This window comes from Duganella sp. OV510 (genome assembly GCF_900100205.1).
GTDB lineage: Bacteria > Pseudomonadota > Gammaproteobacteria > Burkholderiales > Burkholderiaceae_D > Rugamonas.
This window is the reverse complement of sequence record NZ_FNEQ01000006.1, coordinates 168,328-192,291: the sequence shown is the minus strand read 5'-3', so window position 1 is coordinate 192,291 and position 23,964 is coordinate 168,328. Positions and strand designations below refer to the sequence as shown.

General features: G+C 60.7%; 22 protein-coding genes. 20 read left to right on the top strand and 2 right to left on the bottom strand.

Features of this window, described 5'->3' with window-relative positions; translation table 11 throughout:
• The first annotated feature begins 12 nt into the window (after window positions 1-12).
• The 19 genes from mshL (at window position 13) to BLS51_RS29460 (ending at window position 21,951) form a co-directional block, all read left to right on the top strand.
• Complete coding sequence (gene mshL / locus BLS51_RS17335; protein WP_090185202.1) at window positions 13-1,875, top strand: pilus (MSHA type) biogenesis protein MshL; 1,863 nt, start codon at window positions 13-15, stop codon at window positions 1,873-1,875.
• Complete coding sequence (locus BLS51_RS17330) at window positions 1,872-3,455, top strand: tetratricopeptide repeat protein (protein ID WP_229207624.1); 1,584 nt, start codon at window positions 1,872-1,874, stop codon at window positions 3,453-3,455. Before mshL ends, BLS51_RS17330 begins: the two co-directional genes overlap by 4 nt.
• A gap of 5 nt (window positions 3,456-3,460) precedes the next feature.
• Window positions 3,461-5,164: a GspE/PulE family protein gene (locus tag BLS51_RS17325; RefSeq protein WP_090185194.1), complete on the top strand. Its 1,704-nt coding sequence runs from the start codon at window positions 3,461-3,463 to the stop codon at window positions 5,162-5,164.
• Window positions 5,164-6,366, top strand: a complete 1,203-nt coding sequence (locus BLS51_RS17320; protein WP_090185191.1) for a type II secretion system F family protein — start codon at window positions 5,164-5,166, stop codon at window positions 6,364-6,366. Before BLS51_RS17325 ends, BLS51_RS17320 begins: the two co-directional genes overlap by 1 nt.
• A 3-nt stretch (window positions 6,367-6,369) precedes the next feature.
• Complete coding sequence (locus BLS51_RS17315; protein WP_090185186.1) at window positions 6,370-7,941, top strand: hypothetical protein; 1,572 nt, start codon at window positions 6,370-6,372, stop codon at window positions 7,939-7,941.
• Complete coding sequence (locus BLS51_RS17310) at window positions 7,938-8,621, top strand: hypothetical protein (RefSeq protein WP_090185182.1); 684 nt, start codon at window positions 7,938-7,940, stop codon at window positions 8,619-8,621. The genes BLS51_RS17315 and BLS51_RS17310 overlap by 4 nt, the downstream gene beginning before the upstream one ends.
• Window positions 8,618-9,115, top strand: coding sequence for a hypothetical protein (locus BLS51_RS17305; RefSeq protein ID WP_139168723.1), 498 nt, complete (start codon window positions 8,618-8,620; stop codon window positions 9,113-9,115). Before BLS51_RS17310 ends, BLS51_RS17305 begins: the two co-directional genes overlap by 4 nt.
• On the top strand, window positions 9,105-9,818 hold the full coding sequence (locus BLS51_RS17300) for a prepilin-type N-terminal cleavage/methylation domain-containing protein (RefSeq protein ID WP_090185174.1): 714 nt from the start codon (window positions 9,105-9,107) through the stop codon (window positions 9,816-9,818). The genes BLS51_RS17305 and BLS51_RS17300 overlap by 11 nt, the downstream gene beginning before the upstream one ends.
• A complete protein-coding gene (locus BLS51_RS17295) occupies window positions 9,815-10,582 on the top strand; it encodes an ABC transporter permease (RefSeq protein ID WP_229207623.1) in 768 nt (255 codons plus the stop codon). Before BLS51_RS17300 ends, BLS51_RS17295 begins: the two co-directional genes overlap by 4 nt.
• A 7-nt stretch (window positions 10,583-10,589) precedes the next feature.
• Entirely contained in the window at window positions 10,590-11,330 is a 741-nt protein-coding gene (locus BLS51_RS17290) for a hypothetical protein (RefSeq protein WP_090185169.1), read from the top strand.
• A gap of 41 nt (window positions 11,331-11,371) precedes the next feature.
• On the top strand, window positions 11,372-11,935 hold the full coding sequence (locus tag BLS51_RS17285; protein ID WP_090185165.1) for a prepilin-type N-terminal cleavage/methylation domain-containing protein: 564 nt from the start codon (window positions 11,372-11,374) through the stop codon (window positions 11,933-11,935).
• A 68-nt stretch (window positions 11,936-12,003) separates the two neighbouring features.
• A complete protein-coding gene (locus BLS51_RS17280) occupies window positions 12,004-13,071 on the top strand; it encodes a phosphotransferase (RefSeq protein WP_090185162.1) in 1,068 nt (355 codons plus the stop codon).
• A 123-nt stretch (window positions 13,072-13,194) separates the two neighbouring features.
• Window positions 13,195-17,712 carry a PAS domain-containing protein gene (locus tag BLS51_RS17275; RefSeq protein WP_229207622.1) on the top strand — a complete coding sequence of 1,506 codons (4,518 nt, stop codon included), beginning with the start codon at window positions 13,195-13,197 and terminating at the stop codon, window positions 17,710-17,712.
• Window positions 17,709-18,632: a diguanylate cyclase domain-containing protein gene (locus tag BLS51_RS17270; RefSeq protein ID WP_090185156.1), complete on the top strand. Its 924-nt coding sequence runs from the start codon at window positions 17,709-17,711 to the stop codon at window positions 18,630-18,632. The genes BLS51_RS17275 and BLS51_RS17270 overlap by 4 nt, the downstream gene beginning before the upstream one ends.
• 396 nt (window positions 18,633-19,028) lie before the next feature.
• Window positions 19,029-19,619 (top strand): hypothetical protein, encoded by a 591-nt coding sequence (locus BLS51_RS29465; protein ID WP_139168722.1) that lies wholly within the window; start codon window positions 19,029-19,031, stop codon window positions 19,617-19,619.
• A gap of 191 nt (window positions 19,620-19,810) precedes the next feature.
• The gene (locus BLS51_RS17265) at window positions 19,811-20,335 is read left to right on the top strand and encodes a hypothetical protein (RefSeq protein ID WP_139168721.1); all 525 of its coding nucleotides are present in this window, start codon (window positions 19,811-19,813) and stop codon (window positions 20,333-20,335) included.
• A gap of 101 nt (window positions 20,336-20,436) precedes the next feature.
• A complete protein-coding gene (locus BLS51_RS17260; protein ID WP_139168720.1) occupies window positions 20,437-20,718 on the top strand; it encodes a hypothetical protein in 282 nt (93 codons plus the stop codon).
• 54 nt (window positions 20,719-20,772) lie between these two features.
• Window positions 20,773-21,015, top strand: coding sequence for a DUF7660 family protein (locus BLS51_RS17255; RefSeq protein ID WP_090185147.1), 243 nt, complete (start codon window positions 20,773-20,775; stop codon window positions 21,013-21,015).
• Between the two features lie 129 nt (window positions 21,016-21,144).
• Window positions 21,145-21,951, top strand: a complete 807-nt coding sequence (locus tag BLS51_RS29460; RefSeq protein WP_090185142.1) for a hypothetical protein — start codon at window positions 21,145-21,147, stop codon at window positions 21,949-21,951.
• 97 nt (window positions 21,952-22,048) lie between these two features.
• Here the strand turns inward: BLS51_RS29460 and BLS51_RS29990 are convergent, their stop codons facing one another.
• On the bottom strand, window positions 22,049-22,792 hold the full coding sequence (locus BLS51_RS29990) for a LuxR family transcriptional regulator (protein WP_090185139.1): 744 nt from the start codon (window positions 22,790-22,792) through the stop codon (window positions 22,049-22,051).
• A gap of 2 nt (window positions 22,793-22,794) precedes the next feature.
• Window positions 22,795-23,328, bottom strand: a complete 534-nt coding sequence (locus BLS51_RS17240; RefSeq protein WP_175472608.1) for a DUF1993 domain-containing protein — start codon at window positions 23,326-23,328, stop codon at window positions 22,795-22,797.
• A 223-nt stretch (window positions 23,329-23,551) separates the two neighbouring features.
• Here BLS51_RS17240 and BLS51_RS17235 point away from each other — a divergent pair, with 223 nt between their 5' ends.
• Window positions 23,552-23,833: a hypothetical protein gene (locus BLS51_RS17235; protein ID WP_090185134.1), complete on the top strand. Its 282-nt coding sequence runs from the start codon at window positions 23,552-23,554 to the stop codon at window positions 23,831-23,833.
• The last annotated feature ends 131 nt before the right edge of the window (window positions 23,834-23,964 follow it).

The following is a 23,964-nucleotide window of genomic DNA, read 5'->3' as shown; positions in this document are numbered from 1 at the left end:
CGGAAAGAAACAATGAAAACACTCAGCTCCCGTACCGTCCCCTTGCTTGGCAGCGTACTCAGCGTACTACTAAGCGCCTGTGCCAGCCATACCATTGCGCCATCTCCCTCGCACGTGACCGAAGCGCCACCGCCTGCCGGATCGATACCGGAGCCGGTACGGCAAAGTGTGGCATTGCCCGCACCGAAGCCGGCCGCCAAGGTGGAAACCTACTCTGTGACCGTCCACAAGGTGCCGGTGCAGTCCTTGCTGTTTGCCCTGGCGCGCGATGCCGGCATGAATGTCGACGTGCATCCGGGCCTGGAAGGTGCGGTAACGCTGAACGCGCTCGATCAGACGCTGCCGCAACTGCTGAGCCGCATCCAGCGCCAGATAGACATGCGCTATGAAATCAACGGCAGCACGCTGACGGTGTTGCCGGATACGCCGGAGTGGCGCAACTACAAGGTCGATTACGTCAACATCGCGCGCAGCACCAGCAGCAGCGTGAATATCGCGACGCAGATCTCCACTACAGGCGCTGGCGCTGGCGACAGCGGCCAGAACGCGATCATGCAGTCGTCGCAAAACAACACCCAGCAGCAGGCGTTCGCCCCGAATGGGCAGTTGCCACAACAAGCGCAGTACAACGGCAGCAATGGCAGCAATGGCAGTGGCGGCCAGCAAGGCAGCGGCAGCAATAACTCGACCACCTCGGTCAATAATCGCTCGGATAATAATTTCTGGTACAACCTGGAAAAAAATATCCGCGACATGCTGCGCGCATCCAACCTCAGCGATACGCCGGCCGACCCGCTGGCGCAACAGCAGCCGTCCCAGTCCGGCGAGCGCGGTGGACAGGCGTTTTCGGCGGCGCTGCTGACGCAGGGTGGTGCCGACGCTAAAATCAGAAGCGCGGTCATTGTCAATCCCGAGGGCGGCCTGATCGCCGTGCGCGCAACCTCCCGCCAGCATGAAAAAATCCAGCAATTCCTGGATCTGGTGCTCGGCGCGGCCAAGCGCCAGGTGCTGATTGAGGCCACCATTATCGAAGTCAAGCTGAGCGACTCTTTTCAGCAAGGCATCGATTGGAAATACATCGGCAAAGGCGGCCTGACCCTGAATCAGCGCCAGGTTGGCAGCGTCACGCTGCCCAGCGGCGTCACACCGGGCAGCACTGCAGGCGTGTTTGTGATGAACTATGTGAATCCCACCAGCCGCCTGGGCGATATTGCAGCCACCATTCAATTGCTGGAGTCTTTCGGCAAGGTGAAAGTCCTGTCCAGCCCGAAAATCAGCGTACTGAACAACCAGACGGCCTTGTTGAAGGTGGTCGACAACAATGTGTTCTTCTCGATCAAGGTGACACCGGCGGTGCTCAATTCCAGCGGCGGCGTCAGCACGCCAGCCATCTATGAGTCGCATCTGGAAACCGTGCCGGTCGGCTTTGTGATGAGCGTGACGCCGCAGATTTCCGAATCCGACGAGGTAACGCTCAACGTGCGCCCAACGATTACCCGCGTGGTGGGCTACGTCAAGGACCCCAATCCTGCGCTGGGTTCGGTGGTCAGCAATGTACCGGTGATCCAGGCGCGCGAGCTGGAATCGATCATGAAAGTGAACAGCGGCCAGATCGCCGTCATGGGTGGGCTGATGCAGGATTCGATGGATAACGCCAAGGACGGCATCCCGCTGCTGAGCAGCCTGCCGGTGGTGGGCAATCTATTCTCCTACCGTAACGAGAACAGTACCAAGACCGAACTGGTGATCTTCATGCGTCCGGTGGTGGTGAAGGATGCCAGCATCAATGGTGATTACAAAGATTATCGCTACCTGCTGCCGGGCCAGCAGCCCGACACCGAAGCGTATCCTGTTCCTAAGGCTAATGGATCATGAGTCTGCTAATGCAAGCGCTGAAGAAAGCCGAGCGCGCCAAACAAAACGCGCTTTCCGAAGATGAACTGGACCGGCCATCGGCGGCGTTCGACGGGGTTCTGGCATTGACGCCGGCGCCGGCGCACGAATTCAGCCTGGAACCGATGGACGGCCTGAGCCTGGAGCCGCTGGCGCCGCCGGTTGCCGCTACGCCAGGCCCGCGCCCCTCGCCCAGCCCTTTGCCGCCCGTCAGCGATCACCAGCAACCCGGCCTCACCATGGACCTGGTGCCCGATCCTGTCGCGGCGCCACCTGCGCCAGCGCCGGCGGCGGCACAGCTGCCGCCAGTGGCAGCGCCATCCGCTGCGGCGGCAGCACCGCATGCGCCGGCACCGGCCAGCAGCAGCCCGCACCCTGCGGCGGGTACAGCAGCAGCGGCAGCAGCGCCGGCTGCAACCGCCAGTGCGCAGACCAGCGCCAGCGACAAGGCCGGCAACACTGCTGCGGGCGCCAGACCGCGTACCGCTGAGGCCGCGCGCGCGCGCGTGCGTACCAACGTCATCACCGAGCCCAGCGGCCTTGATCCCGAACGGCTACGGCTGTTCAGCCTGATTGCCGTGCTGGTATTGCTGGTCGGCGGTTTCGGCATTTATTACTGGCGTGCGTTGACCGCGCCAGGCGCTGGCGCCAGCCTGCCGCCGGTGCCAATGCCACCGGCCGGCGCCACCGGCGCTTCGCCCGGTCCCGGCCAGCTGGTCATCGCCAATGGTGTGGTGGCCGAGCCGGCCGCCGCAGCTGGCGTGGATACCGCACCCGGCGCCGGCGATGCCGACCTGATGATGGCGCCTGGGGCCGGCAGCAGCCGCACGCAGCAGGAGCTGGAACGCCGCATCGCCAGGACCGAGCAGGAGCTGGCCGCCGCCCAGCAAGCCATCCAGGCCGCCGCGCAGCCGCGTGCAGAACAGATGCCGGTGCTTGCCGCGCCGCCCAATAACGATATCCGCGTGACCCGCATGGTGCAGCCGGCGCCGGTCTCGCCAACGCTGGACGGCGCCTATCAGGCGTTCAACAGTGGCGACACCGTCCGCGCCCAGCAGCAGTACGACGCTGCCCTCGCCCAGGATGCCAACAATCGCGACGCCCTGCTCGGCGCCGCACACGTCGCCGCGCGGCAAAACCTGAAAGACAAGGCGGCAGGCTACTACTTGCGCCTGCTGGAACTGGCGCCGAACGACGCCGACGCCACCGCCGGCCTGATCGGTCTGCGCCAGGGCGATATCAGCCAGAGCGAAGCGCGGCTGAAAGGCATACTCGCCAACAATCCGGAGGCCGGTCCGGTGCTGTTCGCCCTCGGTAACCTGTACGCGCAGCAGGGCCGCTGGGCCGATGCCCAGCAAGCCTATTTCCGCGCGGTGGGCGCCGCACCGGACAACCCGGACTATGTCTACAACCTGGCCATCGGCCTCGATCGCCTGAACCAAGGCAAACTGGCACTCAGCCATTATCAACGCGCGCTGGTACTGGCGCAGGACAAGGCGGTCGGCTTCGAGCGCAACGCGCTGCGCAAGCGCATGCATGAACTGACCACCGCCGCTCACTGAAACACATGGCAGAACAACCCAAACTCCCGCTCGGCAAACTGCTGATACAGAAGGGCATCATCAGCGAAGACCAGCTGCGCATCGCGCTGATCGAGCAAAAAAGCAGCAACGAGCCCTTGGGGAAATTGCTGATTGCGCTGGGCTTCGTTACTGAAGCGACCGTGCGCGAGGCGCTGTCGGAAAACCTCAATACGCAAAGCGCGGACCTCAACAGTCTGGTGGTGGACGCCATCGCGCTCAAGCTGATTCCGAAAGACGTGGCGAAGCGCTACCGCGTGTTTCCGATCGTCTACGAACGCGCCACCGACAATCTGATCCTGGCCATGTCCGACACCAGCAACATTGTCGCCCTGGACCAGATCAGCGCGATGCTGGTCAAGGGCATCACACTGACGCCGCTGCTGGTCAACGAGTCCGACATCCAGCGCGCCATCGACCAGTACTACGGCTTCGAACTGTCGATCGACGGCATCCTGCACGAGATCGAAACCGGCGAAGTCAATTACGCCAGCCTCGGCACCACCTCGGATGAATACAGCCAGCCGATGGTGCGTCTGATCGATGCCATCCTGGCCGACGCGGTGCAGAACGGCGCCTCCGATTTGCACTTCGAGCCGGAGCAAAGCTTCTTGCGCATCCGGTATCGCATCGACGGCATCCTGCGCCAGATCCGCAGCCTGCACAAGTCCTACTGGCCGGCCATGGCGGTGCGGCTGAAAGTGATGTCGACGATGAACATCGCCGAAACGCGGGCGCCACAGGACGGCCGTATTTCGATCAAGTTTTCCGGCCGCCAGATCGATTTCCGCGCCTCGGCGCAGCCGACCACGCACGGCGAAAACTTCGTGCTGCGCGTACTCGATCGCCAGAAAGGCATCGTGCCGCTGGATGGACTGGGCCTCGGCGAGAACGAGCTGAACCTGCTCAAGCTGATGATCGCCCGCCCGGACGGCGTGATTCTGGTGACCGGGCCGACCGGCTCCGGCAAGACCACCACACTGTATTCGATCCTGAACCATATCAACACCGAAAGCGTCAACATCATGACGCTGGAGGACCCGGTCGAATACCCGATGAATATGATACGCCAGACCTCGGTCAACGAATCGGCCAAGATGGGTTTCGCCGAAGGCATCCGCTCGATGATGCGGCAGGACCCGGATGTGATACTGGTCGGTGAGATCCGCGACAAGGAGACCGCCGAGATGGCGTTTTCCGCCGCCATGACCGGTCACCAGGTGTATTCGACGCTGCATACCAACTCCGCCATCGGCGCCATCCCGCGCCTGCTGGACATCGGTGTGCTGGCGGACATCATGGCCGGCAACATCATCGGCATCATCGCCCAGCGCCTGGTGCGCAAGCTGTGCACCAGTTGCCGCGCGGCGCATGTGGCGGACGATGTCGAACGCCAGCTGCTCGACATTGCCGCCGACGCCGGCCCGCAGACGCTGTACCATGCGGTCGGCTGCGACAGGTGCGCGCACCAGGGCTACAAAGGCCGCCTGGCGATCATCGAGCTGCTGAAAATGACGCCGGCGCTGGATGAACTGGTGGCGCGCCGCGTCTCCACCCGCGAATTGAAAACCGCTGCTGCCGCCGGCGGCTTCCATAGCCTGATCGACGACGGCTTGCGCCGTGTGCGCGAGGGCGTCACCACGCTGGAGGAAGTCGGCCGCGTGGTGGACCTTACCGAAAGGCTGGGCTGATGCCGCAATATCTCTATCGTGCGATGGATGCCAGCGGCCATATTTCGCCGGGAAATATGGACGCCGCCAACGAACCAGATTTGGAGCTGCGCCTGCATCGTATGGGGCTGGACCTGATCGACTGCCGCGTATCGCGCGCCAAGGTCATCGCCATCAAGCGCGTGATCACCCGCAAGGACCTGATCAATTTCTGCTTCCACATGGAGCAGATGAGCGGTGCCGGCGTGCCGATACTGGACGGCCTCAACGACCTGCGCGAAAGCATCGACCATCCGCGCTTCCGTGAAATGATTACCGGCCTGATTGAAAACATCGAAGGCGGCAAGCAACTGTCGGCCGCGCTGGCGCAATATCCTGAAGTATTCGACCTGACGTTCACCAGCCTGATTACCGCTGGCGAGCAAAGCGGCAAGCTGGCCGAAGTGTTCAAGAATCTGTCGGAAACGCTGAAATGGCAGGATGAGCTGGCATCGCAGACCAAGAAGATCATCATGTATCCGGCAGCAGTCGGCCTGTTTGTGACCGGCGTGATGTTCTTCCTGATGATTTACCTGGTGCCGCAACTGACTTCCTTCGTCAAGAACATGGGCAACACGCTGCCGTTGCACACCCGGGCGTTGATCTTTGTCTCCAACCTGTTCATCGACTACTGGTATGTAATGCTGGCAGTGCCGCTATTGGGTTTCTTCGTCCTGCGTGCCTGGCTGGCGCGCAGCGAACAGGCACGCTACGCGGCCGATGGCTTCAAGCTGCGTATCTGGCTGGTTGGACCGGTGCTGCACCGGATTATCCTGGCGCGCTTTGCCACGTTTTTCGCCATGATGTACGCCTCTGGCATCACCATCCTGGAATGCATCCACCTGTCCGAAGGCATCGTCGGCAACCGCGTGGTGGCGGCCGGCCTGCGCCGCGCAGCACGGCAGATCTCCGAGGGTCAGGGAATTACTGCGGCGTTCCAGAACACCGGCATCTTCCCACCGTTGGTCATCCGCATGCTCAGGGTGGGTGAATCCACCGGCGCGCTGGATGGCGCGCTGCATAATGTCAGCTATTTTTATAACCGCGAAGTGAAGGAGATGATCGAGAAGGTGCAGTCGATGATCGAACCCGCCATCACCGTGGTGCTGGGCGTGATGGTGGGCTGGATCATGCTGTCGGTGATGGGACCGATCTACGACACCATCAGCAAGATCAGGACCTGAGCCATGTTTCCTCAACATCTCTTCTACCTGACCAGCGAACAGCTGTGCGCCTATGAATGGCAAGCCGGCACACTGTCTGGCGGCGTCTGCTTCGTCAACAACCGCGGCGGCATCGATGATTTCATGGACTACATCGAAAGCCATCACCGCGCGGCGCCGGTGTATATCCTGACCGACCTGGTCGAGGAAGATTTCCAGCGCACTGCCCTGCCACACGTGGGCGGCCGCGCCGGCCGCGCGCTGCTGCAACGCCGCCTGCTGCAACAATACCGTGAAACGCCATTCCGCCACCACCAGATCCAGGGCCGCGAAACCGCTGGCCGCCGCGATGACATTGTATTGCTGTCGGCGTTGACCAATCCCTCGTCCGTGCTGCCGTGGGTGGAAGCGCTGGAGCAGATGCGCATGCCGCTGGCCGGCCTGTATTCGACCACGTTGCTGAGCGAAGAGCTGGCGAACAAGCTGGGCTTGGGCGACGAACACGTGCTGCTGGTGACACCGCAATCGGCCGGCTGGCGCCAGAGTTACCTGCAGAACGGATTGCTGAAGTTTTCGCGCCTGACGCCGGCCATCGACCGTGACGGCAACCCGGTCAACATCGGCGCGGAGACCGCCAAGACGCAGCAGTTTCTTACCAGTCAGCGCCTGATGGCACGCGGCAACGTGCTGCACGCAAGCGTCGTCGCCACAGCCGCCGACAGCGTGACGCTGGATGCCCAATGCGAGGATGGCGCGGAGACCGAATTCCATTTCATGACGCTGGAATCGGTGGCGCAACGCTTCGGCCTGCACACCAAAGGCGAGCAGGCCACAGCGCTGGCGCAGCGCCTGGCCGACCCGCTGCTGCTGGCTCTGCTGGCTAAGCGCAAGCCAGAAAGCCATTACACGCTGGGGCCATGGCAACGCTATTTCAAGCTGTGGCGCGCACGCCTGTATCTGTACGCCAGCAGCGCCCTGATGACCGCCTGTTGCATGGTGTGGACCGGCATCAATCTGTGGCAGCAGCAGCTGGCCGATAACCACAGCGCGCAGCTGGCTGCCGAAACTTCGCAATTCGACCGCCGCTACCGCGCCACCATGGCCGAAATCCCGCCGCGCGTGACCACGACCGCGAACATGCGGGCGGCAGTCAACGTCGAGCGCATGCTGACCACGCAGTCGGCCACACCATTTGGCATGGCGGCCCTGGTGAGCACCGCGCTGGAAAACTCGCCACAAATCCGTCTGCTGCAACTGGACTGGAAAGTCAGCGTCCCTGCCAGCGCGCCTGTGCCGGGGCAGGATCAGACCCAGGCCGTGCCGATCTCCTCACTGGCGGCCGGCATTCCACACCGCGCACCGCAGATGCTGGTGCTGGAGGCGGAGATACTGGCGCAGCAGGATGACTATCGCAATGCGGTTGACAGCATGAACCAGTTTGCGCGCGCGCTGGCGCAGCATCCACGACTGACGGTGGAAATCGAAAAGCCGCCGGTGGACACGCGCTCTTCGGTCAAGCTGGCCGGCAACGCCGGCGCCCAGGTGACCGCACCCAGCCACGCAAAATTTACCTTGAACCTGGTCTGGAAACCATGAATCCCCTTACCGGCAAAAAGAAAACAGCGCCCACCATTGCGCTGCCCTATTGGGTCCGCGAGTTCGCGCTGATCCGGACTGCGGCGCTGACGATGATCGCTGCGATCACCGTGTCGCTGACCGGTGTTTTGCTGAGCGAGTTGAAACGGCAGGAAGCCGACCAGCAGCTGGAAGCGTCGCAGCGCGCACGCGATGCGGCCTATTCCCGCTATGCGCAGGTCGGCGCCGAAAAGCGCGACATCCGCAACTTCCAGCAACGCTTCGTGGCGCTGCGCCAGCTTGGCCTGGTGGGCGATGAGCGGCGGCTGGAGTGGCTGGACGCCATCCGCCAGACACAGGATGAACTCAAATTGCCGCCATTGAGCTATGAAATCGAGCCACAGCAGGCGGTGCAACTGGAGGCGCCGCTGGACCTCGGCACTTTTGAGCTGCGCGGCAGCCGCATGCGCCTGCATATGGAACTGCTGCACGAACTGGACCTGTTCAACTTCTTTCAGCGCTTGCGCGAGCGTGTTTACTTTACCGTGCAGGATTGTTCGATCAAGCGCCTCGGCGTGGTGGCTGGCACACCGGGTGCCTCATCGGTGGGGGCCGACTGTACGCTGAACTGGATTACATTAAACACGACGTCCCAGGCGCCGGCCGTCGCCGCAGTCCTGCAGTCGCAAGGCAAGCCATGATGCGCCGGCTGGCCACCGCAGCTGCCTGCGCCACCGCATTGATCGCGCTGACGGGTATACCGGCACACGCCCAAGTCACGCTGGGCCGGCTGTTCACCACGCCGGCCGAACGCACAACACTGGAAACCGGCCGCAACGCATCCGCCGCGCTCGCGCCCAACTCACAAGGAGAACAGCCGGCAGCGGGAGTGCCGGCGGGACCGGGTATGCCCGGCACCGCCGATGCAACGACAGGCTCGGCCACGCCCGCCGCACTCCCGCCACCGCCAGCACTGGTGATGAGCGGTGTCCTGCGTCGTAGCGGCAGCCGTGACACCACCGTCTGGTTGAACGACCAGCCGCAATATCGCGCACAGAAAAATCTGTCGCAGCGTAGTGGCGCGGCCGCCGCCAACCTGACCGTCACCCTGCCGTCGGGGAAAAAAGTCCTGCTCAAGCCCGGCCAGCGTTACGACCTGCAAGAAGGTCGCATCAAGGACGTCAATGAACCGTAAACCTGTGCCACGCCGCCACGCCGGCTTCACGCTGGTGGAAATCGCCATCGTGCTGCTGATCGTCGGCCTGATGATCGGTGGGCTGATTGCGCCATTGTCTTCGCAACTGGAGCAGCGCCGCAGCGCCGATACCCGGCGTGTGATGGATGAGGCGCGCGAGGCGCTGGTCGGCTTCGCGCTGCAAACCGGCTACCTGCCCTGTCCAGCGATCTCCCCCACCAACGGGCTGGAGGACCGCGCGGGCAACGTCTGCAACAAACGTTACGGTTATTTGCCATGGGCGACCCTGGGCGTCAGCAAGCTCGATGGCTGGAACCGGCTGATGGGCTATACGGTGACGCCGGCCTTCGCCGACGCCGGCAATCTGTTCACGTTGAAAACACCACGTGACGTGACCATCGCCACGCGCAGCAACAACGGTCAGCTGATGGCCGCCAGCGGTATTAACGACGTTCCCGCCGCGATCATTTCCTTCGGCCGCAACGGCTACGGCGCCACCAGTGACCAGGGCACCATCATCGCCGACGCCGGCACGGGCAATATCGATGAAAAGACCAACCTGCAAAGCACCGGCACGGCGCTGATCTACCGTGACGCCAACGAAGATACGCGCGCGCCGGGCGGCACGTTTGACGACACGGTCATTTGGCTATCGCCGTATATTCTCTACAACCGCATGGTGGCGGCACAGCGCCTGCCATGATGCACCCGGCCGTTACCATTGCCCGCTACACGCTGCTGGAAGCCTTGCGCAACCGGCTGCTTTGGCTGGTGCTGATACTGATCGCCGGCGCAGTGGCAGTCAGCGGTTTTCTCAACGAACTGGCGCTCACTGAAAGCCGCCAATTGCAGGCGGCAATGCTGGCTGCAATACTGCGCTTCGCGGCGATCTTTTTAATGGCAACGTTTGTGATCACCAGCATGGCACGTGAGGCCAACGATAAAGGACTGGAACTGTTGCTGGCACTGCCGATGTCGCGTGCGGTCTACCTGTCCGGCAAGCTGGCCGGCTTCGCCGCACTGGCGCTGCTGCCGGCCGGGCTGTTTGGCGCGCTGGGACTATTCTTCGCGCCGCCGCCGCAAGCGGCATTGTGGACCTTTTCGCTGTTGTGTGAGTGCTGGATCGTGGCGACGTTCAGTGTGCTGTGCATGCTGACCTTGAACCAGGTGCTGCCAGCGCTGGCGACGGCGTTTGCGTTCTACATGCTGGCGCGCGTCATCGCTACTTTGCAGTTATTGGGACACGGCAGCGGCAGCATACCCGGCCTCAGTCAGCAAGCGCTGAGCGCCGGCATCGACGGTCTGGCACTGTTGTTGCCGCATCTCGACCAGTTCACCCGCAGCGACTGGCTGGTCTACCACAGCGGTAGCGGCGCCGAACTGGCCATGATCGCCACGCAGACTATCATCTACATCGTCCTGCTGGCCGCCGCCGCCCTGTTCGACCTGCACCGCAAGAACATCTGAGCGCGACATGCCCACCACCGTTACGCTCTCTCCCGCACCGCTCCGCCGCGCCGCGCGCAGGACTGCGCCCCGTGGCCTGCTTTGGGCGGTGCTGCTGGCGCTGAGCGCGCAAATCTTCTGGCAGGCCAGCCGGCCAGCCGTCCATCCGCGCGCCCAGGATCTGCCGCCAGCGCCATCGCTGGCAGCATTGCGGCTAGCTGCACTAGGCGACCCGGTCGCGCTGTCGAAAGTGTCGATGCTCTACGTCCAGGGTTTCGACGAGCAAGCTGGCGTCAGCATTGCGTGGCGCGACCTCGATTACGCCAAAGTGCGCGACTGGCTGCAACGCGTGCTCGATCTCGATCCGCGCAGTCAGTATCCCTTGCTGGCTGCCAGTGAGGTCTATGGCGCCGTCAGCGACCCGCAACGCGTCCGCTTGATGCTGGATTTCGTCTATGCCCGCTTCGCTGAAGACCCAGACCACCGCTGGCCGTGGCTGGCACACGCCGCGCTGGTGGCCAAACATCGCCTGCACGACCTGCCGCTGGCGCGCCACTATGCCCGCGCCATCCGGCTGCAGGCCAAGGGGCCCGGCGTGCCGGCCTGGGCTGGCCAGATGGAGATTTTCATCCTGGAAGACATGAACGAGCTGCAGGCTGCGCGTACGCTGATTGGCGGTCTGCTTGCAAGCGGCCAGGTCACCGACCCGCGCGAACTGCAATTCCTGTCCGAACGCTTGCAAGGCCTGAACGCCGCCCACAAACCCTAGCGCTTGCTATACTACGCACCATGAGAACAAAAGGAATCCCCATGCGCACTTCTCCTGCACGCCAACGCGGCTTTACCCTGGTGGAAATCGCTATCGTACTGGTCATCATTGGCCTGTTGCTGGGCGGAGTACTCAAAGGCCAGGGCTTGATCGACAGCGCGCGCGTCAAGAACATCATCCAGCAATCCACCTCGCTGACGGCTGCCGTCAACGCCTATCAGGATAAATTCCGTGCGCTGCCCGGCGACGATGTACAGGGCACTACGCACGCTCCTGGCGCCACCGGCAACGGCAATGGCGACGGCCAGATCGCTGAATACCTGCTGGCGCCGCAGCATCTGGCGCTGGCCGGCTTTATCACTGGTTCCTATAATGGCACCAGCGATTTCATGACCAGCGCGCAAGGCGGCGCCGTCTACATCTACAACGACGTGGTCGGTGGCCGGGGCGGTAATGGCGTACGCCTCGACAATCTGCCGGACTCCTTCGCCGAGCAACTGGATAGCAAACTGGATGATGGTAAATACAGCACTGGCTCAATACGCGCCACCGGCGCTTATACCAACAACGGCAGCATCATCCAGCGCACCGCCGTATTCTTCTAAGATTAAAAGCACAATCGTACTTTTTTAATCTAGAATGACTGTCACCTACTAAAAAAGCAGGAGACAGCATGTTTGAAGAATTCATCGGCACCAAGGCGGTATCGGCGCGCCACCAGTTCGACACCGTCGCCCTCAATGCCTGGCTGCGCCAGCATGTGGCGGGCTACCCGGACGGCGAACTGACGGCCGAGCAGTTCAAGGGCGGCCAGTCCAACCCGACATTCAAGCTGAGCGTCGGCGGCCAACATTATGTATTGCGCACCAAGCCGGCGCCGGCCGCCAAGCTGCTGCCCTCGGCCCACGCCATCGAACGCGAATACCGCGTGATGGATGCGCTGCAGCGGCACGGCTTCCCTGCCGCCCGCCAATACGCGCTGTGCACCGACGAGTCGGTGATCGGCCGCGCCTTCTATGTGATGGAGTTTGTCGAAGGCCGGGTGCTGTGGGATCAGTCGCTGCCCGGCATGACGCCAGGCGAGCGCGCCGCCATCTACGATGAGCTGAACCGCGTGATCGCCCGGCTGCACAGCATCGACTACCAGGCCATCGGCCTTGGCGACTACGGCAAGCCGGGCAACTACTTCGCCCGTCAGATCGAGCGCTGGACCAGGCAATACCTGGCCGCGCAAACCGAAACCATCGAGGCCATGGACCAGCTGATCGCCTGGCTGCCGGCGCACATCCCGCCCGGCGACGACACCGCCATCGTGCACGGCGACTTCCGCCTCGACAACATGCTGTTCCATCCGACCGAGCCGCGCATCCTGGCCGTGCTGGACTGGGAGCTGTCGACGCTGGGCCACCCGTTTGCCGACTTCTCCTACCACTGCATGAGCTGGCACATCCCGCCCGGCCAGTTCCGTGGCATCGCCGGCCTGGACCTGAAGGCGCTGGGCATCCCGACGCAGCAGGAATACATCGCCCGCTACGCCGAGCGCACCGGCAAGACCATCCGCCTGGAAGACTTCAATTTCTACCTGGCGTTCAATATGTTCCGCCTGGCAAGCATTATGCAAGGCATCATGAAACGTTACGTCGATGGCACCGCCGCCAGCGCCCAGGCACTGGAATCAGGCCAGATGGCGCGGCCGATGGCGGAACTGGGCTGGTCCTACGCCTGCGGCAAGCCCATCTGACGGTGTGGCGGCCAGGCGCCGTCTTGGACAAAAGCACTTTCTGAAAATTGCCGCCTCGGCTACTATCGTGCTGCCAGCACCAAGAGCGAGGTCGTCCGCGTGCCAGAGAAAAATAGCAAACCCTTGCCATCCATCCGCTCGCAGATCGCGCTGCTGGTCTTGGCGTGCGCCCTGCCCACCGTGGTTGGGTTTGGCGCGCTGGTCGGCCAGTTCTACAGCCGCGAACACGCCACCCTTAAAAACAACACCCAACAGGCGGCGCGCGCCATGGCCGCCGCCATCGACCGCGACCTGGTGCAGAGCGAAGGCGCCGCGCAGGCGCTGGCGTCGTCGCCCAGCCTGCGCGAACGCGACTGGGCGGCGCTGCGGCTGCAAGCTGGCGCCCTGCTCAGCCCCCAATTTCCCGCATCGCAATTTGTGTTAAGCGACGGCAGCGGGAAAGCGTTGCTGAACCTCGGCGCGCCGCTCCCTGACACGCTGAATCCGGTCAATAACCGGCGCCGTCTGGCGGCCCTGTTTGGCCATGGCCGGCCGCAGATGTCGGTGGTGATGGTCGAAGGCAGCGCGCTGCTGGCGATCGACGTGCCGGTGTTTGTCGACAGCCGCATCGAATACGCGCTGACCGCCCTATTGAAGCCGGACCGCCTGACCCGCATCCTCAAAGAGGAACACATCAGCGCCGATCAGGCCATGACCCTGTACGACGCCGACGGCAATGTGGTCGCCCAGTCCGGTGGCCCGCGCCTTCTGCTGGGCCACGCGGCCGATCCGGCGCTGCGCGAACACCTGCACCGGGCGCAGGAAGTGCTGCTGGAAACCAGCAACGCAGAGGGAACACCGGTGTATCTTGGCCTGAGCCGGGCGCCGGTCAGCGGCGCCACGGTCGGCATCGCCACGCCGCAGGCACGCGCCATGCAAGACCTGCTGGCTTCGGTGTCGCTGATCGCCCTGACCATGCTGGCGGTGCTGGCGGCCGGCTTTTCGCTGGCCTGGATCGTGGGTGGCCGCATCGCCCGCTCGGTGCGCGAACTGGTGGCGCCGGCGCAGGCGCTGGTCAGCGGCAAGCCGTTTGCCATGCCGGATACCACGTTCAGCGAAGCCGACATGGTGGCACGTGCACTGCGCGCACTGGAAGGCGATCTGCTGCGCCATAGCCAGGAGCTGGAACAGCTGGTCGCCGAACGCACGCGTCAGCTGGAACGCAACCGCGCCCAGCTGGAAACCGTGTACGCCACCGCGCCGGTCGGCCTCAGCTATGTTGACAGCGAACTGCGCATTGTCCGCATCAACGACTACCTGGCCGCGCTCAACGACGAAAAAGTGGTGGCCCATCTGGGCCGTCACATCGGCGACCTGATCCGTGACCACGAACTGCGCCGCGCCGTGCTGGCCGACTACCGCACCGTGCTGGACAGCGGCAAGCCGCTGACCGGCATCCGCCGCTCCGGCAGCGTCGCCTCAGCGCCGGGACAGCTTCGCGAATGGGTGATGAGCTACTACCCGCAGTTCAGCGGCGACGGCAAGATCATCGGCATCACCTCGATGGTGCTGGACGAAACCGAATACAAGCGGGTCGAAACCGAGCTGCAACGCTCGCGCCAGCTTTTAAGCTCGGTGGTGGAACACATTCCGGCAATGATCTTCCTGAAACGCGCAGAAGACCTCAGCTACGCCATGTTCAACCGCTTTGGCGCACAGATGCTGGGCAGCACCAGCGAGCAGCTGATCGGCAAGAACGACTACGACTTCGTGCCGGCCGAACAAGCCGACCTGTTTGCCGCCGACGACCGCCGCGTGCTGGCGACCGTGCCCGGCGAGGTGACGGAAATCGCCGAGGAACCGCTATCCACCGCGACCGGCACGCGCTACCTGACCACGCGCAAGGTGGCGCTGCGCAACGAGCACGGCGTCGCCACCCACGTGCTGGCCATCGCGCTCGATATCACCGAGCGCAAGGAAGCCAAAGAGGTGCTGCGCGCCACTGCCGAGCAACTGGCCGCCAGCGAGCACTTCGTCCGCACCGTCACCGACAACCTGCCCGGCATGGTGGCCTACTGGGACGCCGGGCTGCGCTGCCGCTTCGCCAACCGCTACTTCCTCGACTGGCATGGTCTCGACAGCGAAAAGATCATCGGCGCCTACATGCCGGAGGTGGTCGGCGACAGCCTGTATGCCGAAGGCGCGCCCTATGTGCAGGCGGCGCTGGCCGGCGAGCCGCAGGGCTTCGCCGGCAAATTACAGTGGCCTTCCGGCGAGATCAGTCATACCTGGGTGAATTACATTCCTGATATTGATGAGTCTGGTACAGTACAGGGTTTCTTTGTGCTAGTCTCCGATGTCACTGAATTGAAGGAAACCGAATTGCACCTCCAGGAAGTGAACGAGGAATTGATCGTGGCGCGTGACCGCGCCGAAGCCGCCAGCCGCGCCAAAAGCGAGTTCCTGGCGAATATGAGCCACGAGATCCGCACCCCCATGAACGCCATCATCGGCCTGACCCGGCTGCTGGAAGAAGCGCCGCTGGCGCCGCGCGAGCGCGGCTATCTGCACAAGATCCAGTTTGCCACGCAATCGCTGCTCAGCCTGGTCAACGATGTGCTGGACTTTTCGCGCGTCGAAGCCGGCCAGCTGGTGCTGGAGCACGCCCACTTCCACCTGCAGCACATCCTCGACAGCATTAGCGTCATGCTCAGCGGCAGCGCCGCCGACAAGGGCGTCGAGCTGGTGTATGACATCGATCCCGCCCTGCCGACCGAGCTGGCGGGCGATCCGATGCGGCTGCAGCAGGTGCTGCTGAACCTGATCAGCAACGCCATCAAGTTCACCGCCCACGGCGAGGTGGTGTTGTCGGTGCGGCTGGCGCCGGGCTCGGCCAAGCCGGGCGACCATGCGCTGCTGATCGAATTCCGCGTGCGCGACACCGGCATCGGTATCGCGCCCGAGCAGCTGACGCACATCTTCGAGGCCTTCTCACAGGCTGACAGCAGCACCAGCCGCAAGTTTGGCGGCGCCGGCCTGGGGCTGGCGATCTGCCGCCAGCTGGCCGACATGATGGGTGGCGCCATCAGCGTCACCAGCGAGCCGGGACGCGGCTCCGAATTCCTGTTCGCCTGCCCGCTGGAATCGCCGCAGGCGCTGCACGCCGCCGAACCGCCGCCGGCCACCACCACGCTGTCGGTGCTGATCGTCGACGACAACGCCAGCGTACGCCAGGCGCTGCTGGCGGCCGGCCGCAGCTTCGGCTGGCATACCGCCTGTGCGGTGGGCGCCGAGCAGGCGCGCACGCTGCTGATCGAACGCGCGCGCGCCGACCGTCCCTATGACCTGCTGCTGCTCGACCACGACATGCCCGGCACCGATGGCCCGGCGCTGCTGCGCCAGTTGCCACCCGAGCTGGCGCTGCCGCCGATCCTGATGCTGATGTCGGAGCACCAGGCAGCGACGCTGTCGCAGCAGTCTGCCGAACTGGGCCTGGCTGGCGTGCTGGCCAAGCCGGTCAGCCCGGCTCGCCTGCTGGAACGGGTCAGCGGCCTGCTGGCCGGCGACCTCGCCACTACCGGCATCCTGGCACAGCTGGAACACACGCCGCTGCAGGGACGCCTGGCCGGCATGCGCATCCTGCTGGTGGAAGACAACGAAATCAATCAGGAAGTGGCGGAATACATGCTGCTGCACGCCGGTGCCTCGGTGGAAGTGGCTGCCAACGGCAAGCTGGCGGTGGAACTGCTGGCCGCCGCGCCGGAGCGCTACGATGTGGTGCTGATGGACGTGCAGATGCCGGTGATGAACGGCTACGACGCCACCCGTGAAATCCGCCGCCAGGGCCTGCTGACGCTGCCGATCATCGCCATGACCGCGAATGTGCTCGAAGACGACCGCCGCCGCGCCGCCGAATCCGGCATGAACGCCCACGTCGCCAAGCCGATTGATGTCGAGGAACTGATTTCGGTGCTGACGCGCCTGGTCACCATCCGCGACGCCACGCGCGAAATGGTGGCGCCGGTGCCGGCCAAAGCGCCGCCGCAGATACCGGCCGCCGCGCTGATGCCACCGATCTCGCCGCTGCCCGGCATCGACACCGAAGCTGCGCTGGCCCGCCTGGGCGGCAACTACGAGGCGCTGAGCGCGCTATTGAAACGCTTCGAGCAATCCCAGGGCGGTGCCGTCAACGAAGTACGCGCGCTGCTCGGCGCCCACCAGCGCCAGCAGGCGGAGCAGGTATTGCACCGTCTGCGCGGCGTGGCTGCCAACCTCGGCGCCACCGACGTCGCCCGCCTGAGCGCCGCCGCCGAGGCGATACTGCAAGACGCCAGCGCCGACTCGCTGGCCATGCCGGCCGCCCTCAACCGCCTGGAACAAGCGCTGGGCCTGGTCACCCGCACCGCCCGCAACCTGGCCACGCCCACGCAGAATATTCCAACAAGCAACACTGAACCGTCCGATCTGGCGCAAAAACTGGCGGAGTTACAAAGTTTGCTTCAGAATAACAATCTGAAAGCACTAGAACATTTCCGGGCGCTGCGCCCCTCGCTGGCATCTGCCGAGCAGGCACAAGCTTTGAGCGAAGCGGTGGAAACCCTCAACTTCAAGGCCGCGCGGCAGATGGTGGAAGAAATGTTGCAGCGAAAGGAAAGCGCATGAGTTGGACCGACCTGGCCAGGAATGGACGCATCCTCGTGGTGGACGACGCCATGGAAAACATCCAGATCCTGCACCATGCGCTGCGCGAGGAACACGAGGTATTGTTTGCGCTGGACGGCGAGCAAGCATTGCAGATCGCCCGCGACCAGCAGCCGGACCTGATCCTGCTGGACGCCGTCATGCCCGGCATGGACGGCTACGCGGTAGTGGCGGCGCTGCGCGGTTCGCCGCGCCTGCAAGACATTCCGGTAATTTTTGTCACCGCGCTGAGCCGGCCGGAGGATGAGACGCGGGCGCTGGAAGCCGGCGCCGTCGACTTCATCAGCAAGCCGTTCAATGTGGCCGTGGTGCGCGCACGGGTGCGCAGCCAGCTGACCATCAAGCGCCAGGCCGACGCCATGCGCGAGCTCAGCATGACCGACGGCCTGACCGGCGTGGCCAACCGCCGCAACTTCAACGACACTGTGGATGCCGAATGGCGCCGCTGCGCGCGCGCCGGACTGCCACTGTCGGTGATCATGATCGACATCGACCACTTCAAGCTGTACAACGACCACTACGGCCACCAGGCCGGCGACGGCTGCCTGCAGGACGTCAGCGCCGCCATGAAGCGCTGCGCCACCCGTCCGCAAGACATGCTGGCGCGCTACGGCGGCGAGGAATTCATCCTGCTGCTGCCACAGGAAGGCGCCGACGGCACCGAAGTGGTAGCCAACCGGATACTGGACGAAGTCCGCAAGCTGGCCCTGCCGCACGCCGCCTCAGTAACAGCGCCGCACGTCACATTGAGCATGGGCCTGGCGACAGTCATGCCGCAGGACAGCAGCGATCCCCATGCCCTGATCCGCACCGCCGACGCCAACCTCTACCGCGCCAAGCAGACCGGCCGCAACCGGTATTGCATCAGCTTGGACAGCTAGCCGAAGGCTACTACCGGCCAGAAGCCGCCGCTCATGTTTTTGGAAGCAATAATGGAAAGGCTCGCCGTTTTACATGAAATTCTAGCTGGCCGCGCCCCAAGCGATGTGTTCCGGCGCATCTTTGTTGCTGACGCGTCGATGAGGAATATTCGCCTCGGTGAACTGCTCGCGGATGAGTTTGTGGAACTAGACAGTTTGGCCGAGTAGCTTGTCTGACACTGGATGGGGCTGGCAAGACGTAAGGTCTTAGTGACGAAAATCTCGACGGTCTATTACTATCAATATTCCGCGATTCTGGTTACACAGTGTCTGATTGGAGCAAGTAAATTTCTAATGGCGTAATCGGCTACAAGCAGAAAAAGTGAAAATCGTTAGGTAAAAAACTTTATATAATTTATGGAAAAATTACTTTCTGCAGAAATATTGGTTCCAATTATTGTAAACACGATATTGGCGATCACTACAATTTTCTATCTTTTTGAGACTAGGTCGACTCGAAAAGCAATAGTTAATCAGTTTAGGATGTCACAGAGACAGCATTTTATAGCAACAGCTCCTTTTTTGTATTTCGGATCGATTAAAAAAATAGAGGGCACCTTGGATTTTGCAGTGAAATTGACGAATGCGTCCGATAAGCTAGCGCGCGATGTATCCTGCATTATTTATGACAACCAAAAAAAGACATTCTGCTATCCAAATACTACAAAGGTGGTAATCAAACCCAGTGCATCGTCTACGTTAGAAATCAATGAAAATCCTCGCACGGCGGCGGAGGTGAAAAAACGCTTGTGCGAATTTTATGAAATTAACGAAGAAGTATTTTCACACTTAATTAATGAATCCAAAAAATCGTATGCGTTAATTTTTTATACTGATTTAGAAGGTGCAGTATATTCAGTTAAGTCAGGATTTTCATGGAACGAAGACGATACAATTATTCGCGGACGATCAAAATTTAAGAAGCTAAGTGATCCACAGCCCCTTTAGGAAATTTTTTATTTTCAATGCCAGTCCGTGGGCTGTAGAAAAAATTTTCGATTGCATATGTGGGTAATGATGTCAACGTTCTGACGAGTAGTGGCGTATATTTTTCGATGTAAAGTGGTCCCAAAACAATTGCGCGGACTCCGCGCCTCTCGTGGGTTGGTTTTTGAAATCTGGGAATTATGGCGGACAACTTGAAAAATGAAGGCTGGTGTTTCGATGACAATTGGCATTCATTTGAAGTGAATCTGGAAAATGGTGAAAGCGCTGCTGAAGGCTACGCCGAACCCCGAATGAAAGGCGTTTACCGAGTTTCTCAAAACGGCCAAAAGCTGCCGGTTGATTTTCGCCTTGCTCAGTTATGGAATGCTATGGAAATTATGTCGGTCTCGTCCGAAAAGAATTTTGAGGTGCGAACAGAAGTTTGGGAGGCTCGGAATTCGCTGTGGGTATATAGCCCGTCGATATGGGATGCCAAGAACGGTAATTGCATATTTTCGTTTGAAGACGAGAACTGGTCGGCGGACGCCAGCGCCTGGAAAGACGATACGACTGTTGGTCTGTGTCTACGCAAGTTCCCCGGAAATCACCGACCAGAAAGCTTTAGCGTTGAGATAGACTGTTTAACGTTGCAGGCTAAGATAAGCGCGTCTGGAAGGGCTTTGCCCCTTGAGCATCTTGAGAGTGCACTAGATAAAGCATTGAAGTTTGACCGTTGAATTTTCAGAGCCACACGGCGGCCAGGAACCGGCCCTTCGCTGACTTCTCGCAATTGAATAATTAGGTCCGAAAGATGAACTACGTGTCCGCAGTGCTGAGCATGTCGATCGAAATCACGACCCCTGAGGTTTTGCCAACTGAACTTCAGGTGCTGGGAGCGCATACTGATGAGAAGGGAACGCATTTGCCGTTTACCTCAAAGACAGAACTGGCAGCCGCACTTACTGCCCTTCAGCAAGCCGGGTTCTTTTTTGTCGACGAAACTGCTGGATGGCCGCCTACCTCAGTGTTCCAGCAACTCCGTGATGAGGATTTCGTCAACGGAGTGGTCCGAACCGTTTCCTGGGTACGTCCTGGCGAACCTGTTTTTGGAGAGGGCTGAAAGGCTGCCCCCCGGCCAAAAGCGGACGGCATCAAATTATCTTGGAAACGAAACATGCAGCTGCACGAACAACTTGAGGCGGTAACTGATGAGGCGACATTCTTGGCGTTTGTCCAAGCCCTCGCTAACGACCGGCGCGCTGACGGCAAGAATTGGGAAAATGATTCAATTGAGGATTTCTTAGAAGCTGCTGGAAGTTGGGCTGATGATTCTGGATTCGGAGCCAAAGGACTATCAGCAGCATCTCCATGGAAGAAGTGCGCAGTTTTTCTTTATTGCGGCAAGATATATGAATAGGCGTGCAGTTTTGCAGTAGTCACACGGCCAGGAACGGACATTCGCATTTGCGGAGACCTCGCTTCGAATGGCTGCGGACTTATCAAAATTTCTCAGGCATCTTAGCTGTGGGGTTATTAAACAAATACCATGAAAAGTAAAAAAACCGTAACGAACGTACTTGATGTGCGGTGTGCACGCCCGATTATAGTTGTCGATAAATCAATAAAAAAGACTATTACTCTTCAGCAGCAAGAGACCGTTTTAGTCGATGGCTGTGAAATTAATTTTCACGCGCCGAACAATGTTGCGATTTTTGCCAGCATTGCAAAAAAAGAACTTCAGCAGGCTAAGAGTATCTATACCAGCGTACTAGGCAAAGATTTAAACAAAAGGAAGCGTATTGAAATTTCCGATCAAGATTTACCGCGACTTTATAACTATCTAGAATGCATACAAAGTAGCATCATTGCAATATATACTGCATTGGAGTCATTTGCCAATATAGCTATTCCGGCAAACTACACATACACATCGAAAAACTCAAAGGGGGTAACTGAAACTTGGGATAAAGCAGCTATTGAAAGATGGCAAAAAACAAGTGATAAAGTCGCGATATTTTTGCCAGAAATATTAAAATGCGAATCTCCGAAAGGTTTAAGTGATTGGTCGAAGTTTAAGGAGTTGGAAGAGATTAGAAATGATATTATTCATCAGAAGACCGTACTTAAAAATGGGAAAGATAGCGCCGACAATATCTTTTTGAAAAAATTAATGCATAAATCGATTTTTGACATCATCGAATCAGGCTTCTCTTTGATTAAATTTTTCTGCACGAAAGATGTGTTTCATGCCTTTTTTCCGATGGGGTTTGGCGGGGTGCAGATTAAGCCCTTGGAAGTGGAAAATTTTTCTGATCAGTTTGAATTAATTCGAGAAGCTGATGCGAGTGAATAGGTCTGTTTTGGGGCGTCTGCGGTCGATGGGGCAGCGTAGCATATCAGTTAGCATGTAACTACTTTGGCGGACTTCATGCGCGCAGCCCCAAGCGGCGCTATGCGCGCGGTTTGACCAGGCCGTACATGACGGCCTTGGCCACGGCATGCTGGCGGTTCGAGGCGCCCAGTTTCTTGATCACCGAGGTCAGGTGAAAGTTGATGGTGCGTTCCGCCACGCCGACGATCTGGGCCATTTCCCAGGCGGTCTTGCCCTCGCACGCCCAGAACACGCACTCCAGTTCGCGCTCGGTCAATTCGTTGACCTTGGGGTTGTCGATCTTGTCGATGCGGATATAAGCGTCGAAAAGGTAATTGCTGAAGATGCCGGCGGCCGGCAGCAGATTGCCGAGCCGGTCGTCGTCCAGCGTCAGGTCCGAACTGGCTAGGCAGAAGAAGGCGGTCTGCCCGCTCGGAGGGCTGAGCGGCACCGTCAAGCCACGGTGCAGACCATGCGCCCTGCCGCGCTCGATGAAGGCCTTACCCTCGCCGGCGCCGCCCTGGGCAGCAGGCAGATGTTCCAGTTCGCTCCAGAGGATAGGTGCGGTATTGGAAAAGCTGTACTGGAGGATCGGATTGACCGAGGATGCTCGGCGCTGCAAATAATGGTCGACCCACTCCGAGGGAAAATTCGTCACGGTGATCAGGCGCGGCGCGGTCAGCGACACCGCCTCGCAGACGGCGAACATATAGTGCGGCATGCCTGTCGCGCTACAGAAGTCACTGCAGATGGATTTCAAATCCGTCAGGTGAGGCGCCTTCGACAAGGCATCGCGGAATGCGCGGAGATGGGAATAGTCCATCGCTATTGCAGGTTGTCCAGATCTGCCGGATCGCACTCGTCGGTGAAGACGAAGCCGAGCGGGTATCGATGATAGCCGTCGAAGTCGGCTTTCCCGATCGGCACCCCGGCATGGCGGGCGATCGCATATACCATCGCATAATGGAAGAAGAAATTCGGCATGGCGTACATCTGGTAGTACTCCCACCCGTCCAGGTTCAGATCGGCAAAGCCTGCCGCCGTCGAGACGGACTGCGCGCCAATCCGGCCGAACGCATCATCGGGAATGGTCGCCAGATAAGCGCAGGTCGAATCCAGCTCGGCCAGAACGCTTTCAAAGCTGTCGACGTCGTCGCTGAAGGAGACGATGTCCCTGCCGGCCAGCGGGCAGACGGCGCGCAGCGTGAATCCGATCGCCGTTTTCGCCTGCTGCAGCAGCGGGAACATATCCGGATAGAGCCGCTGGCCGCCGATCGCTTCATCGACAGCGCGTACACGGTAGAGCACTTCGCGCAGCCTGTTCAGGTAATGCAAGAAAATTTTGGTTGGCACGACCACGTTGTCTACTCCTGTTCCCGGCACGGTTAGCATATCGATGGCGGCACGTCACCGCGTTTTGCCGCTACGCCTCCCGCTACTATAGCGCAGTGCCTCGGCCTGCTCACCTGTCAGATCTGACACAGCGCTCCCTGCCATATCTGACAGGGACATCTGACAGCTTCACATGCAGCAAGCAGCGCTTCAGAATGGCTCTCGAATCAACCCAAGCGGAGGAACCAGCATGCACACCCACCCAGCCGCCGGCGAGCGGCGTCGTCTTAGCCTCGTGATCATGGTGGCAGGGTATGCCGCCGTCTGGATGATGGTCGTGCCCGTGATGGCGAACCTCGCACAGACCGGGCTCATCGCGCGGCATCATCTCGATGCCCATCCGAACTATCACCTTCGCTATCCGCCCTACACACGAGACCCGAAGACTACCGTCGACGCCGCTCTGCCCCATCCTCCCTGTAACTGCGCTTACCACGTGGGAATGTGTGATATCTTCATTTCAGCAAGCTGATATCCTATGATCTTTGGCTAAGATGCTTGGCCGAGAACGACCAAGAGCAGCATTGGACGTCCGCATAGGCATCTACCATTTTTTGCGCGCGACTACGTGCTATTTTTGTTCGACAAATTCACCGTCACTAT

Bases quoted from the DNA above. Each gene is read 5' to 3' on its own strand.
- BLS51_RS17280 (WP_090185162.1), top strand. From the start codon at position 12,004: ATGTTTGAAGAATTCATCGGCACCAAGGCGGTATCGGCGCGCCACCAG.
- BLS51_RS29465 (WP_139168722.1), top strand. From the start codon at position 19,029: ATGGAAAAATTACTTTCTGCAGAAATATTGGTTCCAATTATTGTAAAC.
- BLS51_RS17285 (WP_090185165.1), top strand. From the start codon at position 11,372: ATGCGCACTTCTCCTGCACGCCAACGCGGCTTTACCCTGGTGGAAATC.
- BLS51_RS17295 (WP_229207623.1), top strand. From the start codon at position 9,815: ATGATGCACCCGGCCGTTACCATTGCCCGCTACACGCTGCTGGAAGCC.
- BLS51_RS17315 (WP_090185186.1), top strand. From the start codon at position 6,370: ATGTTTCCTCAACATCTCTTCTACCTGACCAGCGAACAGCTGTGCGCC.
- BLS51_RS17330 (WP_229207624.1), top strand. From the start codon at position 1,872: ATGAGTCTGCTAATGCAAGCGCTGAAGAAAGCCGAGCGCGCCAAACAA.
- BLS51_RS29990 (WP_090185139.1), bottom strand. From the start codon at position 22,792: ATGGACTATTCCCATCTCCGCGCATTCCGCGATGCCTTGTCGAAGGCG.
- BLS51_RS17260 (WP_139168720.1), top strand. From the start codon at position 20,437: ATGTCGATCGAAATCACGACCCCTGAGGTTTTGCCAACTGAACTTCAG.
- BLS51_RS17305 (WP_139168723.1), top strand. From the start codon at position 8,618: ATGATGCGCCGGCTGGCCACCGCAGCTGCCTGCGCCACCGCATTGATC.
- BLS51_RS17325 (WP_090185194.1), top strand. From the start codon at position 3,461: ATGGCAGAACAACCCAAACTCCCGCTCGGCAAACTGCTGATACAGAAG.
- BLS51_RS17235 (WP_090185134.1), top strand. From the start codon at position 23,552: ATGCACACCCACCCAGCCGCCGGCGAGCGGCGTCGTCTTAGCCTCGTG.
- BLS51_RS17290 (WP_090185169.1), top strand. From the start codon at position 10,590: ATGCCCACCACCGTTACGCTCTCTCCCGCACCGCTCCGCCGCGCCGCG.
- BLS51_RS17270 (WP_090185156.1), top strand. From the start codon at position 17,709: ATGAGTTGGACCGACCTGGCCAGGAATGGACGCATCCTCGTGGTGGAC.
- BLS51_RS17310 (WP_090185182.1), top strand. From the start codon at position 7,938: ATGAATCCCCTTACCGGCAAAAAGAAAACAGCGCCCACCATTGCGCTG.
- mshL (WP_090185202.1), top strand. From the start codon at position 13: ATGAAAACACTCAGCTCCCGTACCGTCCCCTTGCTTGGCAGCGTACTC.
- BLS51_RS17255 (WP_090185147.1), top strand. From the start codon at position 20,773: ATGCAGCTGCACGAACAACTTGAGGCGGTAACTGATGAGGCGACATTC.
- BLS51_RS17300 (WP_090185174.1), top strand. From the start codon at position 9,105: ATGAACCGTAAACCTGTGCCACGCCGCCACGCCGGCTTCACGCTGGTG.
- BLS51_RS17320 (WP_090185191.1), top strand. From the start codon at position 5,164: ATGCCGCAATATCTCTATCGTGCGATGGATGCCAGCGGCCATATTTCG.
- BLS51_RS29460 (WP_090185142.1), top strand. From the start codon at position 21,145: ATGAAAAGTAAAAAAACCGTAACGAACGTACTTGATGTGCGGTGTGCA.